The sequence below is a fragment of the Gordonia hongkongensis genome (genome assembly GCF_023078355.1).
GTDB lineage: Bacteria > Actinomycetota > Actinomycetes > Mycobacteriales > Mycobacteriaceae > Gordonia > Gordonia hongkongensis.
In genome coordinates this window covers 5,234,471-5,249,326 of record NZ_CP095552.1, presented here as the reverse complement: position 1 = coordinate 5,249,326, position 14,856 = coordinate 5,234,471, and the positions used below count along the sequence as shown (strand labels likewise).

General features: G+C 67.0%; 15 protein-coding genes. 5 read left to right on the top strand and 10 right to left on the bottom strand.

The features are described from left to right. Positions 1-50: 50 nt before the first annotated feature. Positions 51-1,298, bottom strand: coding sequence for a lipase family protein (locus MVF96_RS23645; protein ID WP_238994978.1), 1,248 nt, complete (start codon positions 1,296-1,298; stop codon positions 51-53). Between the two features lie 60 nt (positions 1,299-1,358). Beyond that, the gene (locus tag MVF96_RS23640) at positions 1,359-2,243 is read right to left on the bottom strand and encodes an RDD family protein (protein ID WP_159371747.1); all 885 of its coding nucleotides are present in this window, start codon (positions 2,241-2,243) and stop codon (positions 1,359-1,361) included. 111 nt (positions 2,244-2,354) lie between these two features. Here MVF96_RS23640 and MVF96_RS23635 point away from each other — a divergent pair, with 111 nt between their 5' ends. After that, positions 2,355-3,350 carry a stage II sporulation protein M gene (locus MVF96_RS23635; RefSeq protein ID WP_159371746.1) on the top strand — a complete coding sequence of 332 codons (996 nt, stop codon included), beginning with the start codon at positions 2,355-2,357 and terminating at the stop codon, positions 3,348-3,350. An 81-nt stretch (positions 3,351-3,431) separates the two neighbouring features. Beyond that, entirely contained in the window at positions 3,432-3,707 is a 276-nt protein-coding gene (locus tag MVF96_RS23630) for a hypothetical protein (protein WP_159371745.1), read from the top strand. 34 nt (positions 3,708-3,741) lie between these two features. Here the strand turns inward: MVF96_RS23630 and MVF96_RS23625 are convergent, their stop codons facing one another. From MVF96_RS23625 to MVF96_RS23600, 6 genes are all read right to left on the bottom strand, one after another. Beyond that, positions 3,742-4,476 carry an RraA family protein gene (locus tag MVF96_RS23625; protein ID WP_238994977.1) on the bottom strand — a complete coding sequence of 245 codons (735 nt, stop codon included), beginning with the start codon at positions 4,474-4,476 and terminating at the stop codon, positions 3,742-3,744. Next, positions 4,476-5,981 (bottom strand): tripartite tricarboxylate transporter permease, encoded by a 1,506-nt coding sequence (locus MVF96_RS23620; protein ID WP_247450690.1) that lies wholly within the window; start codon positions 5,979-5,981, stop codon positions 4,476-4,478. The genes MVF96_RS23625 and MVF96_RS23620 overlap by 1 nt, the downstream gene beginning before the upstream one ends. Next, positions 5,981-6,550 carry a tripartite tricarboxylate transporter TctB family protein gene (locus MVF96_RS23615; protein WP_159371744.1) on the bottom strand — a complete coding sequence of 190 codons (570 nt, stop codon included), beginning with the start codon at positions 6,548-6,550 and terminating at the stop codon, positions 5,981-5,983. The genes MVF96_RS23620 and MVF96_RS23615 overlap by 1 nt, the downstream gene beginning before the upstream one ends. Further along, a complete protein-coding gene (locus MVF96_RS23610) occupies positions 6,540-6,938 on the bottom strand; it encodes a universal stress protein (protein WP_137809167.1) in 399 nt (132 codons plus the stop codon). Before MVF96_RS23610 ends, MVF96_RS23615 begins: the two co-directional genes overlap by 11 nt. A 64-nt stretch (positions 6,939-7,002) precedes the next feature. After that, on the bottom strand, positions 7,003-8,049 hold the full coding sequence (locus MVF96_RS23605; protein ID WP_159371743.1) for a Bug family tripartite tricarboxylate transporter substrate binding protein: 1,047 nt from the start codon (positions 8,047-8,049) through the stop codon (positions 7,003-7,005). A 258-nt stretch (positions 8,050-8,307) separates the two neighbouring features. Beyond that, positions 8,308-8,988 (bottom strand): GntR family transcriptional regulator, encoded by a 681-nt coding sequence (locus MVF96_RS23600; RefSeq protein WP_137809169.1) that lies wholly within the window; start codon positions 8,986-8,988, stop codon positions 8,308-8,310. A gap of 107 nt (positions 8,989-9,095) precedes the next feature. Here MVF96_RS23600 and acnA point away from each other — a divergent pair, with 107 nt between their 5' ends. The 3 genes from acnA (at position 9,096) to MVF96_RS23585 (ending at position 12,866) form a co-directional block, all read left to right on the top strand. Beyond that, the gene (gene acnA, locus MVF96_RS23595; RefSeq protein ID WP_247450689.1) at positions 9,096-11,693 is read left to right on the top strand and encodes an aconitate hydratase AcnA; all 2,598 of its coding nucleotides are present in this window, start codon (positions 9,096-9,098) and stop codon (positions 11,691-11,693) included. Positions 11,694-11,785: 92 nt separating this feature from the next. Then, complete coding sequence (locus MVF96_RS23590; RefSeq protein ID WP_058253737.1) at positions 11,786-12,079, top strand: hypothetical protein; 294 nt, start codon at positions 11,786-11,788, stop codon at positions 12,077-12,079. A gap of 445 nt (positions 12,080-12,524) precedes the next feature. Next, positions 12,525-12,866, top strand: coding sequence for a hypothetical protein (locus tag MVF96_RS23585; protein ID WP_247450687.1), 342 nt, complete (start codon positions 12,525-12,527; stop codon positions 12,864-12,866). A gap of 259 nt (positions 12,867-13,125) precedes the next feature. On the opposite strand, the gene MVF96_RS23580 is transcribed toward MVF96_RS23585, so the two are convergent. Together MVF96_RS23580 and MVF96_RS23575 are read right to left on the bottom strand one after the other, a co-directional pair. Continuing rightward, on the bottom strand, positions 13,126-13,692 hold the full coding sequence (locus tag MVF96_RS23580; protein ID WP_247450686.1) for a TetR/AcrR family transcriptional regulator: 567 nt from the start codon (positions 13,690-13,692) through the stop codon (positions 13,126-13,128). Beyond that, on the bottom strand, positions 13,692-14,159 hold the full coding sequence (locus tag MVF96_RS23575; RefSeq protein WP_247450684.1) for a nuclear transport factor 2 family protein: 468 nt from the start codon (positions 14,157-14,159) through the stop codon (positions 13,692-13,694). The genes MVF96_RS23580 and MVF96_RS23575 overlap by 1 nt, the downstream gene beginning before the upstream one ends. Between the last annotated feature and the right edge of the window lie 697 nt (positions 14,160-14,856).

Here is a 14,856-nt window from a genome sequence, read left to right as displayed (position 1 = left end):
TCGATCGAGGTCTGGCGGTCGAGTTGAAGTCTGGGTGTCGTCGAACGTTCTCAAACCTGCGCGATGAGCCACGCCGCGATCGTGGCAGCGTTCGCGCGGTCGGTGGCCACGCCCGCATGCCCGGTGAACCGGTCGGAGTACGTGACGCGCACCCCGGCGCGCCGATAGGTCTGCACCAGACCGGACACCAGCGGTTGCGGCGACACGGTGTCGACGGTGCCCGAGTCGATGCGGACCGGTAGCCCCCGATCAAAACGCAGACGGTCGACGTCGTTGTCGCGCAGCACTTTCAACAATGCGACCTTCATCTCGTCGCCGCGCGGTCCCAGGAGCTGGGCCGGTGCGAGGCCGCCGAACGAGTCCGGTGAGGTCAGGTCGGCGTAGCAGCGGGTCTCGACCTGCGGACGGAGCCTCCTCGCCGTCGCGCTGAGCCCGCCGTTGGACATCAGCTCGTCGAACTCGGGATCGGCTGCGGCCGCGCCATATCCGATGAGGGCGGCCAATCCCATCAGTTCGTTGATCGCGGGACCGGACAACGGGACGTAGGACGCCCCGTCGAGGAGCGCGGCCACCTGTGTCGGCGGCGCGAGTGCCGACACCGCGCGTAGTCGGAGGTCACCCCATTCCGATGACGGCCGCGCCGCCGCGGCCAAGGCGGCGACGGCGCCCTCGGAATGCCCGGCCACGACGACGTCGCGGCCGATCCGTCGGTCGTGATCCGCGACGGCCAGCGCCATGTCGACCGTCGATCGCGCCAGCGAGTCGCTGATGAGGTACGGGTGCGGCCCGGGCCCGCCGATGCCCTCGAAGTCGGGCCGTGTGACGGCGAATCCGGCGTCGAGCAACCGGCCGACGATGCCGTCACCTGACGTCATGCGGGGCAGTTCGGAATGACCGGCCCGGGCTCGCGACGGCGCGCACCGGTCCGCGGCGCCGACCGTCATGTGATTCCAGACGGCGAGCGGCCAACCCCCGGCGGGCGGCGGCGTCGACGGTGTGAGCAGCGTGCCGGTCATCTCCGTCGGGAGACCGTGAATGGACGTCGAGCTGTATCGCACGCGGAGCGTCGAACCCGCCTGGGGGAGTGCGACGATCGGATCCGTTACGGTTTCGGAGTCGACGATGCGCGGGACCACGTGAACACCGGCCGCCGAATCCGGCCCTGGACCTCCCGCCCTGGCGGGAGCCTGCACGGTCAGCACCGTGGTGAAGGTCAACGCGACTCCGACGACTGCGGCGAGAAGCCGTCGGCCGCCGATCGATCTCGTGTCCTTCGCAAGCAGGGTGGGCAACGTCACCCGTAGCAGAGTAACCGGGATTCGGGTGCGCCGCGCCGCCTCGGCGGGTCGCAGCACAGATCAGCGCAGGAGACGTTGGCGCAGTACGGCTTCGCGCGCGAGCCGTTCGGTGTCCCGGCGGCGACGCTCGGCCATGATCGCCGACAACACGTCTTCGAACGGGGCGCCGGGCGGGGGAGCGGGTGCGACGAACGGCGCGACGTCGAACACGATCCTCCGGGCGGCATGGGCTCTCGGCTCGGGCTTCATGCCGTGGCGGCCGTTGAGGAACTGGCGGATGATCACCGCGAGTGGGTCGGGGAGGGCGGCCATGTCGGCGGACACGGCCCACGAGTGCAGGCCGGGTGGCATCTCGATGGGTGCCTGCTCGACGAGCCGGTGGCGGTCGCGGATGACGTAGGTCCCGGCGAGCAGGTCGCCCAGGCGCTTGCTCTTGCGCGAGATCGCCGCCGAGATCAGCGCTGGGAGTCCCAGGCACGCATACAGTTCGACGAAGCCGACTAGTGCTCGGGTCAGGGAGTGGCGGAACCCGGTCGGGCCCGCGTCATCGCGGACTGTTCGGAGGCCCAGGACGAGGTGTCCCACGGTCTTCCCCGGGGTCACGGTCTCCAGCAGCGTCGGGAGTGCGACGACGGCGACGATCGGGATCAGGGTGTTGATGGTTCCCCGCCACGCCTCGCTCGCCTCGCCGGCGACCTTGAACGACATCCACCACAGGAACAACCACAGTCCGAACCCCAGCAGGACGTCGATGATGCCGGAGAGAATCCGGTAGCCGAGGTTCGCCGGCGGGAGTGCGAGAGCGACCGCCTCGCCGGAGACGAGGTCGTTGCGTCCAACTCCGACCGTCGTCGTGGCGCCCGCGCCCCATGCGACCGGACCGGGCCGGCCGGCGACGGGTGCGCCCGGGCCCGCGGGGGGCCGAGGCGGCAATGGACGAGACATCACGCCTCACCCTACGACGCAATTCGTCGACAGCGCATCGGGAACTCACAGCCCCGACGTCCGCTGAATGACACGTGCCGCGGAGGTGAGAATGCCCGATACGCTGGCCGAGTGGATCTCGACGCCTATGTGTCCGCGCACCGCGCGACGTGGGAGCGGCTCGATGCGCTCTCGCGGCGCCGCCGACTCACCGGCGCCGAGGCCGACGAGATGATCGACACCTACCAGCGGGTGGCCACCCACCTGTCGGTCATCCGCTCGACGGCGCCCGATGCCTCGCTGGTGGCATACCTGTCGGGCCTCCTGGCCCGCGCCCGCGGTCGCGCAACCGGAACCCGGGTCAGCACGCCGGCGACGGTGATCGAGTTCTTCACCCGATCGTTCCCCGCGGCCCTGTACCGGATGCGCTGGTGGTGGCTCTCGGTGATGGGCGGGTCCCTCGGCGCGGCCGTGATCATGACGTGGTGGGTGCTGGCCCACCCGCGGATCGAGAGTTCGTTCGCATCGCCCGCGGAGATTGAGCGTCTCGTCACCAACGACTTCGAGAACTACTACAGCGAATACGAGGCGACGTCGTTCGCCGCTCGCGTGTGGACCAACAACTTCTGGCTGGCCGCGCTGTGTATCGCGTTGGGGGTCTTCGGGTTCCCCGTGATCTGGATGCTCTACACGAATATCCTCAATCTGGTGGTCGTGGCGTCGATCATGATCCGGCACGGTCGTGGTGACCTGTTCTTCGGACTGATCCTGCCGCACGGCATGCTCGAGCTGACCTGCCTGTTCGTCGCCGCGGGCGTGGGCCTGCGGATCTTCTGGGCCTGGGTGGCCCCGGGGAACCGAACGCGTGCAACGGCTCTCGGGGAGGAGGGCCGGGCAGCGGTCGGTGTCGCGCTGGGTCTGGTCGTCGTGCTGCTGCTGTGCGGGGTCATCGAAGCGTTCGTCACGCCGTCCCCGCTGCCGACCTGGGCCCGGATCGGGATCGGTGTGACGGCGTGGACGCTGTTCATGGCGTACGTCTTCATCGCCGGGCGCCGCGCGTACGAGTACGGCGACACCGGCGATCTCGACGAGGCAGCTCGCGGGCTCACCGTCCCGACGGCGAGATAGCGGCCCGTCGACGTCGAACCGGAATGGAACGACGCCTACGATCACCGGGGAGAGTCGACGACGACGAAGGGGAACACTCTGATGGCAACTCGCAAGGGATCACTCGACGCTGTTTCGCTGCTGGGCGGGGGACTGGCCGCCACCGGGGTTGCGCACTTCATCAAGCCCGAGATCTTCGGCCCTATCACCGAGCCGGTATTCCCCGACGACACCACCACCTGGACCTACCGCAACGGTGCCTGCGAGACCGCTATTGGCCTCGCACTGGTGTCGCCGCGGACCCGCCGGCTGGGCCTGGCCGGGCTGGCCGGTTACGTCGGGTTCCTCGGTTACCGGGCGGCTCTCGCGAAGAAGTGACCGTGGGGCGGAGGTGACGCCGCAGAGTGCGGGATCAGAACCGTCCGAACTCCGCCATCGCGTCGGCGAGGGTCATGCCGTTGCGGATGGCGGCACGGACGTCGATCTCCTTCTCCGTCATGGTCTCCGCTGCCTCGAGCACGACGTCGGCGATCCCGGCGGGGATGACGATGACACCGTCGTCGTCGCCGAGGACGAAGTCGCCGGGCTCGATGACGACCGGTTGCCCGGATGCGCCCGGCATGGTGACGGGTTGCTGCCACGTCTCGACGCGCCAACGGCCGCTGGTCTGCACCGAGGTCGGATAGCAGGAGAACGTCGTGAAACCGATCTCGTGGAGCCATCTCTTGTCGCGCACACCGCCGTCGACCACTGCGCCGACGGAGCCCCGCTGCATCATGCCGATCGCGACGAGTTCACCGAAGTAACAGACGCCCCGGCCGTTCCCCTGCCACACGGAGACCTCGTCCGGGCCGATCTGGCTGCACGCCTGCGCTTTCAGCGGGTCCCGTCCCGGGGCGGCGCTCATCGCGCCCGAGATGGTGAACGCCCACCCGGCCAGCCGTTCGCGTCCGGCCACACACCTGATGTCGGTGGCGAGCGCCTGATCACGGTGGCCCAGGTCGTCGAGGACGTCGGCGACGTTCGCGACGTCGACGGCGAGGAAGCGGGAGCGAATGAGTGCGCGGTCGGTGGTGGTGCGCATGGGCGTCGGCGGCTGACTTTCGGTGAGGGCGGGCGAGAAGCGCGGGACGAACTGCGGTCGCATCAGGTGTCCTGACGCGTTCGCATCCGCAGGCGGCGGAACGCGGTGAACAGGACGACGACGGCCAGGACTCCGTAGAGGACCCAGGTGATCGCGCTGCCCACCAGCACACTCGGATCGCCGCCGCTCGACATCATCGCGTTGCGCAGGCTGGTCTCGGCAAGGGGGCCGAGGACGACGCCGATCATGACGGGGGCGAGCGGGAAACCATAGCGTCGCAGCAGATATCCGACGAAGGCGATGGCGATGACCAGGATGAGGTCGGTGATCGCGGCCGAGGTCGCGTAGACACCGAGCACGCAGAACACCGCGATCCCCGCGTAGAGGTAGTGCCTGGGGATCAGCAGCAGTTTCGCCCAGATGGCGGCGAACGGCATGTTGAGGATCAGCAGCATGACCAGGCCGATGAACAGGCTGGCGATGAGCGTCCAGACGAGATCGGCGTTGCGTTCGAAGAGCAGGGGGCCGGGCTGCAGGCCGTACTGCTGGAATGCGGCCAGCATGATCGCCGCCGTGGCGGAGGTGGGCAGACCCATCGCGAGCAGGGCTCCCATCGCGGTGCCCGACGTCGCGTTGCCCGCCGCCTCCGGACCGGCGACACCGCGGATGGCGCCGTGGCCGAACTGGGGGTCGGGTCGTTTGCGGTCGAGACGACGCTCGGTTCCGTAGGCGAGGAACGTCGGCACCTCTGCGCCGCCGACCGGGATGACGCCAAAGGGGACGCCGAAACCGGTGCCGCGCAACCACGCCGGGAGCGCCTCGCGGAACTCGGCGCGCTTGAGGAAGGGCCGTCCGATGACGGCGTCGGCGTCCGGCGCACGTGTGCGATGGATGCGAGAGGCGACGTAGAGGACCTCGCCCAGGGCCAGGGTGCCGACGGTGATGACGATGATGCTGATGCCGTCGAACAACTCCGGCGCCCCCATCGTGAAGCGCTGGGTGCCCGAGATCCCGTCGATCCCGACGACCGCAAGGATCAGCCCGATGAGGAGTCCGGTCAGACCCTTGATGACGGAGTCGGAGACCACCGAGGCAATCGCGATGAAGGCGAAGACGGCGAGGGCGAAGTATTCGGCGGGACCGAACTGGATGGCGAGATCGGCGAGCTTGGGTGCGAAGAACACGACGATGGTCGTCGCGATCATGCCGCCGATGAAGGCGCCGACCGCGGCGGTGGCGAGGGCCTGGGCGGCCCGCCCGCGTTTGGCCATCCGATGACCCTCGAATGATGTTGCGATGGCGGTGGACCCACCAGGCGTGTTCATCAGGATGCCCATGGTCGAGTCACCGAACAGGCCGCCGAAGTACACGCCGGCGAACATGATGAACGCGGCGGTGGGGTCGAGGGTGAAGGTCACCGGCAGCAGCAGTGCGACGGCCATCGCCGAACCGAGGCCCGGGAGCACACCCACTGCGGTGCCGAGCAGCGCGCCGATGAAGACCCAGAGCAGGTTCATCGGGGTGAGCGCCTGGGAGAAACCTTCCAACAGGAGTGAGACGTTGTCCATCAGAACAGACCTCCCAGGATGCCGGCGGGGAGGTTCAGCCCGAGACCCGCCGAGAAGAACGCCTGCACCGCACAGGAGACGACGAGCGACACCGCGATGTCGAGGACCGGACGGGTGGAACCCATGGCATAGGCGACGATCCAGAAGAGCAGCGCGGCGGACAGAATCCAACCGAGCGGAACCAGCAGCGCGGTGAAGGCGATGAGCCCGGCCAGGACGAGACCCAGTGCACGCCAATCACTCTGCGTTCGCCACTGACCGGTCGCGGGCGGCACGATGTCGGGGTCGGGCTCGTCGGGGTGACGCAGGGTCTGCACGGTCAGCAGTCCGGCGATCACGTACGCGCAGATCGTCAGGATGATTGGGAAGAACGCGGGTCCGGGAGTCGCTGCGCTGCCCGGGATGTCCATCCCGATGATGCCCGCGGTCAGGTAGACGGCAAGTGCGAGCATGAGGCCCGCGACGACCAGACCGCTTCGTCCGGTGAGCGGTCGGCGCGCGGGGTCCGATCCGTGTCCGTCGTCGAGCGTCGTGCCGACGGGCTGTGCCGCCGCATTGTCAGTCGTCATGATGGGCTGCCTTCACTGCCAGTACCGGGACCTCGGCGTCGATGAGGATGCGCTGTGCGTTCGAGCCGAGCAGGAGTTTCCCGACCCGTGACCGACGGCGCAGGCCGACGACGATGAGATCGGCGGCCAGTTCTTCTGAGACGTCGATGAGTTCGGCGGCCGGATCGGAATCCTCGCGACGATGGCCGAGCCAGCGAATCGCGGTGTTGTTGCCGGCATTCTCGACAGGGGCGAAGTCGGGCTCGGGAATGCCACCGTCGTCGTCGACAGCGGGGGTCTCCATGTCGAAGACGATCAGTTGAGAGCTCTCGTTGCGCGCGAGGCGCCGGCCGTGTTCGAAGGCCGCTCGACCTTCGGGGGTGTGGGCGAAAGCGACAAGGATGGGCATGGGTTCTCCGTGATGTCGTGTGGGGCAGGGGTTGTGCAGTGCGGGTTCGCCGACAGGCGGTCGGTCAGTACCCGAGGTCGGCCCAGATGCCGCGGACGAACTCCGATTGCTGGTCGATGACCTGGTTGAATCCGGTACCCGGCGTGAACGTGTCGGACCAGTTGTTGCGCTGCAGTGCATCTCGCCACTCGGGTGATTCGACGACCTCGGTGACGATCGCCTCGAGTTCGGTGCGCTGGTCATCGGTGATGCCCGGCGGTGCGACCACCCCGCGCCAGTTGGTGAGGGTGACGTCGTAACCCAGTTCGGACAGGGTCGGCAGATCGATGGCCGGGACCGGCTCGGGAGCCGAGATCGCCAGTGCGCGTAGATTTCCGGCGGTGATCTGGTCGACGAAGTCCTCGTAACCACTGACCGAGGCCTTGATCGTCCCGGACATGAGTGAGGTCGCCAGTTCGCCACCACCGGAGTAGGCGATGTAGTTGACCGCGGCGGGGTCGATACCGTTCTCCCGAGCCATCTGGCTGATGATCATCTGGTCGACGCTGCCCAGCGAACCGCCACCGAACGTGAAGTTCTTGGGGTCCTTCTTCCATTCGGCCATCAGCTCTTCGATGGTCGTGATCGGAGAATCAGCCGGCACGACGACGACGTCGTAATCGTCGGCGAGCCGCGCGATGGGGGTGACGTCTCCGAGATCCACGTCGGACCCGTTGATGTTGATCGCGCCCAGCATCGTGATGCCCATGACCATGATCGTGGTGGCGTCGCCGGTCATCCCCGCGAACTGGCTGAGTCCGATCGTGCCGCCGGCACCGGGGATGTTGACGACCTGCGAGTTGTTGACGATGTTTTGGGCTCGCAGCGCCTGCTGCATCTCGCGCGCCGCACCGTCCCAACCTCCACCGGCGGCCGCGGGCGCGATCAGGGTCAGTTGCGATCGCGCGTCGGCGCCGCCCTCGCTACCGGCCGCGTCGACGACGCCGACGACGACGATCGCTGCGGCGACCAGTGCGCCGAGTGCTTTGACGAGCGTGGGAACACGTTTCGGCGGACGAGACGTGCGGGACAGCTCTGTCGATTCGTCGGTGCCGGGGGATGGTGCGGTCATGCGGTCCTCGTTTTCGTTCGGGGTCGGGTCCCGAGGCCGAGAGCTACCAACATCGTCTGACTCGATTCTGCTGCGGATGTGAGGACAACCACGTCGGTGGTCACATCGGAAGTGTTGGCGTAACCGTCGTCACAGTCACGCTTGGGCGCATAAGTATCGTTTTGCGCTTTTCGCGCGCACTCGGCGTCGCACAGTTATAGATTATAACCTATGGCCGTGACGCAGGACACAGGGGTTGGAAAAGTGGCAGCGGCCAGGTCAACCGGCGACGGGGTCCGCGGTGAGCGCATCGATGGCACGACGTCCGAGACTGTTGCCGATGTGCTCGCGCATCACCGCGTCGGCACGCTCGGCGTCACCGTCGGCGACGGCCTCCATGATCGCCCGGTGCTCGGCGGTGACCCGCGACCGGTCGTCGGGTGAATCGCCCCGGTGGGAGAGGCCGATGACGCGGTAACGATCTGCTTTGTCCCAGAGTCGTTCGAGGATGTCGATGAGAACGGGGTTGCCCGACGCGCGGTACACCGTGCGATGGAATTCCCGGTGTCGGACAAGGGCATCGACATCGGACGCACTGGCAATAGGCGAGAGGCGATCGAAGGCATTGCTGATGGCGGCGATGTCGGCCGCCGTTCGCGTCCGCGCGGCGAGCGCCGCCGCGAGCGGGTCCAGGTTCTCCCGTACCTGGTAGAGGTGGCGCGCCTCATTTGCCGATACGGGGGTCACCCGCGCGTCTCGGTGGGCCTCGAGTTCGACCATGCCCTCGGCGGACAGCCGGCGGATCGCCTCGCGGAGGGGAGTCGTGCTGACGCCGATCTCGGCCGCCAGCTTGGCCTGGGGGATCACCGCGCCGGCCGGCAGGACCCCGGTCAGAATTCGCCGTTGGAGCTCGGCGTATGCGTAATCGTTCTTGGTGAACATCCCGCCTGGTGTGGTCATGGCGGCCTCCCGGCAGTGGTCATGGGACGTCGAGGTGCGGCAGCGCCGGACGCCGCGATGATATCACCGGTGGTGCAAGTTATAGGTTATAACCTATGGTGGGATGCATGAGTGGAGCTGAACGCCGCGCGCAACCCGATCTGCCGGTCGTCGATGTCGAGCGGCGGGTCGGGTCCGACGTGTACCGGCAGTGGCCCACGGTGGTCCGTCTACTCGCCGAGAACGTGACTCGCCATGCCGACGCCGAGACGCGCGATCGAGCCCTGGACGACATGACCCGCTGGCTTCGCGCCGGCACCAGCGACGCCGAGATCCCGTATGTGCCGGGCCGGTTGCTGATGCACGACACCACCAGCACGCCCGCCCTCGTCGACATCGCCGCGATGCGTGACGCGGTTGCCGCCCGAGGTGGGGATCCGACGGCGTTGAGTCCCCGCCTGCCGGTGGAGGTCTCGGTGGACCATTCGCTCGCGGTCGAGTCGTTCGCGCGCCGCGATGCCGCCGCGGCCAATCTCGCCCACGACATGCGCCGCAACGCGGAGCGGTATCGCTTCCTGGCCTGGGCGTCGACGACGATGGACACCGTGCACATCAACCCGCCGGGTACCGGGATCATGCACACGATCAACCTCGAACAGCTCGCCACCGTGGTGACGGTGGAGAAGGTCGGTGGCGTCGACCACGCGGTTCCGGACATGATGCTCGGTACGGACAGCCACACGCCCATGATCAACGGGCTGGGTGTATTGGGCTGGGGCATAGGAGGTCTGGAAGCCGAGACGGTGATGTTCGGCATGCCGACCACACTGCGGATCCCCGACGTTGTGGGAGTCCGCCTCACCGGGACGCTCTCCGCGGGTGTGCTGGCCACAGACCTTGCGTTGGTGGTCACGCACCGTCTGCGCGAGCTCGGGGTCACGGGTGAGTTCGTCGAGTTCTACGGACCGGGCGTATCGGCACTGACGGTGGGCGCACGGGCGGTGATTGCCAACATGGCCCCGGAATACGGTGCCACCACCGGGTTCTTCCCCGTCGACGCACAGACCGTCCGATACCTGGCCGACACCGGACGTGCCGCAGAACACTGCGAGCTCGTCGAGTCGGTGACACGACGGCTCGGACTGTGGTTCGACCCCGACGCCGAGCCGCGTTTCACCCGCATGATCGACATCGACCTGGGTGCGGTGGTCCCGTCGGTGGCCGGTCCGCGTCGTCCGCAGGACCTGGTTACGGTGACCGAGTTGCCGGCGACCTTCGACGCCGAGGGGCCTTCTCGATGTGACGACGACATCCCGATGCCCGCCTTCCCGATCGCCATCGCGTCGATCACGAGCTGTACCAACACCTCTGACCCGCGCCTCCTCATCGCTGCGGGTCTGGTCGCCCGCCGCGCACGGGAGCGAGGGATGCGGGTGCCGGAGTATGTGAAGACCTCCCTCGCGCCGGGTTCGCCCTCTGCCGCCGGCGTGCTCGAGCGGGCCGGTCTCACCGACGACCTGTCCGCGGTCGGTTTCGACATCGTCGGATTCGGTTGTGCCACCTGCATCGGCAACTCGGGTCCGCTGCCGGCGGAGATCACCGCGGTGGCCGAGGCGCGCACCCGGAAGCCGGTGGCTGTTCTCAGTGGCAACCGCAACTTCCCCGGCCGCGTCCACCCGGACCTCGAACTGGGTCTGCTGATGTCGCCGCCGATGGTGATCGTCTTCGCCCTTGCCGGTGACGCGGCCATCGATCCCACCTCGGAGCCGATCGGCGTCGACGCCGACGGACACGACGTGCTGCTCGCTGATCTGTGGCCCGCCCCTGACGAAATCGATGCTCTGACGGATTCGTCGCGGCGGCCGCGCGATGTCGTCGACGACTTCGCGTCGGCATCCCGCAATCCCGCGTGGGACGCACTCGATGTACCGGATGGGCCGCTGTTTCCCTGGGACCCGTCGTCGACGGCCCTGCGGCGTCCTCCTTTTGCCGATGACGGCTACGCGCACACCATGCTCGGGGAGTACACCGCGCATCCCCTGCTCGTGCTCGGCGACGACATCACCACCGACCACATCTCCCCGGCCGGGGCGATCAAGCCCGACAGCCCGACCGGTCGATACCTCGTGGAGCGGGGTGCGGAACCGGGCGACCTGAACGTCTACGCCTCCCGGCGCGGCAATTGGGAAGCCATGCTGCGGGGCGGCTTTCAGAACAAGAACGTCCGCAACGCGCTCGCACCGGATGCGGCTCCCGCGCACACTGTCCACGCCCCCACGGGCGAGGTCGTGTTGCTCCCGGAAGCCGCCCGACGCTATGCCGACGCCGGCGACGCAGTGGTGATCGTCGCCGGGGAACGGTACGGCATGGGCAGCTCGCGCGACTGGGCGGCGAAGCTGGTGCGTCTTCTCGGAGTGCGGGCCGTGCTCGCGCGCAGTTTCGAGCGGATTCATCGGTCCAATCTGATCGGTGTCGGCGTCCTGCCGTTGCTGGTTCCTGCTGACGTCGACGGCGGGTTGCAGGACCTGCAGCCCGGAGACCGACTGCACGTCAACGGGACTGCCGACGCCGTCGAGCGCGGGACGGTGACGGTCGTGGTCCGACGGGTCGACGGTTCCGAGATGCGTTTCGACGCGCAGGTGGCCGCCGAGACCGATTTGGATCGTCGGCTTCTCCGACGCGGCGGAGTCATCCCCAGCATTCTCGACGAGCAACTCGTGCGGTGACCTCGCGGGCCGGGGGGTGGCAACGCGTAGCTGCCAGCGAATTCACAGTGATCGGTCAACCCCCTCATAACCTGCGAGTTCACTCTCGATACATGAGAAAGAACAAGCACATCTCCTCGGTCCCGCTCGTCGTCCTCGACGACCCTGCTGCCATCGACCACGCGTACGACCTGTTCCGTCGCGACATCCCGCTGGCTGTCGTCAGCAGTGAGTACTCCGCGGTCCTGCCGTTCATGCTCGGCAACAACGGGCACACCGCGGCATTCGTCGCCGACGTCGACGACCCCGACCAGCTCGCGGAGGCGATCGTGATCATCGAACGTCGCTTCGGCCGGGTCGGTTCGGTCATCCGCTACGCGGCCGACATCCCGGCGGTGGCGGTGTGACTGTCGTGGAGGTGTGAGAGGAACGTCGGCGGTCCTCCAGTAGGTCATGACGTTCGGCTTCTTGCGTGGCTTCGCGCTGCCTCCGATCGCGGGCACGCTCGGCTCGCCGAGGGGCCAGTCGCGGCGAGTCGGGTGGTGGTGCGCCGCGGAATGTCCTCTGTCGCAGTGGTGTGAGGTGAGGTCGATGCCTGGCCGTCGCGATCCTGAATCAGCGCACGCCTCGTCGGCGACCGACGACGAAGTCAGATAAGTACTCCGGAGTATGAATCGGGGGTCAAGGCACGGCGGTGCGGGCCAAACGCTGGAATCGGTTGGCCCGTACGGGTGAATTCTCGCAGGTCGGGTGCCGACACCCTCAAATCGTTGCGATAGTGCATTTGCCGCCGTCGTCGAGGCAGCTGGCATTTCGTATTTCTGACCAAGACAAGGGGTACACCGCATGAGAATGAAGCATCGACTGGGAGTATCGGCCGCGGCTGCGGCAATGGTGTGTGGCGCCGGACTGCTCACCGCACCCACCGCCGACGCGGCGATGGTGACGATCTATCCCAACTATAGTGACGCCAATTGTCTGGGGCGGGGGTCTGTGAGCAGCCTGCAAGTCGCGGCCACACCAGGAAACTCCACGAACTGGCGTCCCGGACGTTGGACAGCCGTTACCGCGCCCGCCGGTGCAAGTGTTCAGCTCACCGCCAACTTGTTCTGCAAGACTTGGTACGGCGCAGGGGCGTACCGCACCGCGATCAAGCGAGTCACCGTCGTCGCGAACAAGAGCTACTACTTCTGAGCCACCCCACGCCTTCACTCCAGCCCCGCGCTCCTAAGTGCCTCCTCCAGAAAGTTGTCCGGCGTGGGGCGGGAGGGGGACGTCTCGATGTCAGGGGGCGACCGAGCGCCGACCTCGATGAATGACGCTGACAAAGAACAGTTTTCACGGTTGGGTGACATAGGGTCTGTCTGTCGATCCGATGAAACCGTCGGGCGTCGCGATGAGGCAAGTCCGGCAGCCGAGAGTGACGGCGGCTCGGCCTACTGTCAGCGTCCGCTCAGGAAACGGGGGCGAGTAGGCGCTGCCGGGTGCGGTCGACGATGTGAAGGAAGGTCGCGCTGTCGTCGTAGGCACGGGCCAAGATCAGCCCGCCTTGGATCGCCGCGACCGCGTCCAGGGCACGGTCTGAAGCCTCTTGGTTGGTGAGCCCGCCGCGCCGTAGCGCTTCCGCGAGAGCGTCGACCCAGTCGCTGAAGTAGCTGCGGACCGCGTCAGCGAATGTCTCCTTCTCCTGGCCCAACGTCATTGCCGCGAACAGGCACACGCTCTCGCGGGACATGAAGTAGTCGGCCACCTCTTGTGACATCGCCTCGACCGCTTGAGTTGCGCTCTCGGTCGTGCGAAGTGGCACGAAGACCCGTTCCTCGAACCACTCGCTCACCTCGTCGAGAACGGCACGCGCCATGTCCGTTTTCCCGTCAGGGAAAAAGTGGTAGAGGCTGCCGCGGCCGAGTCCGGTCTCTTGCTGGATGACCGACAGCGAGCCGGCTTCGAAGCCTCGCTTGCGGAAGACGCCGGCCAGCGCGCGGACCGCGTCGGATCGGTCGAGGACGGTTCGGGCCATTACAGTCCGAGGTCGCTCAAGCCGGGGTGGTCGGCCAGCCGGGGACCGGAGGCGTCCCAGAAGAACTTGCGGTCGGACTCCGTGATCGCGACGTCGTTGATGCTCGCGTGGCGGTGGGTCATCAGGCCGTCCTTGTCGAAGTGCCAGTTTTCGTTCCCGTATGCGCGGAACCAGTGGCCGGTGAGATCACGATACTCGTAGGCGAAGCGCACCGCGATGACGTCGCCGGTGAATGCCCACAGCTCTTTGATGAGTCGGTAGTCGAGCTCGCGGTCCCACTTGTCTGTGAGGAATTCGACGATCGCGGCACGGCCCTGGACGAAAGTCGATCGGTTCCGCCACCAGCTGTCCTCGCTATACGCGAGGGAGACGCGCTCGGGGTCACGCGTGTTCCACGCGTCTTCTGCGGCGCGGACCTTCTGGGTAGCGGTGGCCTCGGTGAACGGCGGCAGCGGAGGACGAGACATGACAAGCTCCTTTCAAGAGCACGGGTGTACCCATCGGTTCAGAGTGTACTGAATAGTATGCGATGTACCAAACGGTACAGACTGTCCCGCCGCCGGTCAACCCGACCCAGGCCCCTACGCTGCTCCCGGGGCGAGGGCTTCGGTGGGAGTGGCTGGGGCCGAACCTGTCCGGTCTCTCGCTAGGCATTCTGAACGTCCCCGACCTTCCATTGGTCCTAGCACATTGGGCACCATCGAATCAGAGTATTCGTTCTCGCACAGCGTATTTCGACAGGAGTCAGCAGGCCGGCCGTCGGGGCCACGCCTGTGCCGAACCCGCGATCTCGATTCAGTTGGCAGCGAACTACGCAATCCGGGTGCCGCAAACGCGGGTTAGTGACTCACCAATTAGCTGTCACAACTCCCAACTACGGTGTCATCGGACAGTGAGCCATCAACGCAGGACCAACGCAGCAAGCGGATATGCAGTGTTACCCGCAGCAATAGCCTGCATATCTCCCAGATGTGTCAGCCTGGCCACTCCTCCTGATCGTCGTAGCCAGTGGTTGTGAATCGCTGCTGGACAGGGTATTAGACACTCAGTGCCAGAGTCGTCCTGCGGAGATCAGTCGGAAGCCGGCCCCGAAACCGCTTTGCCAGAGGTGGTCCCGCCGCTGCTGGCAGAAAGGCCGTGGCCAGGATGGGCGCGCCCGGTCTG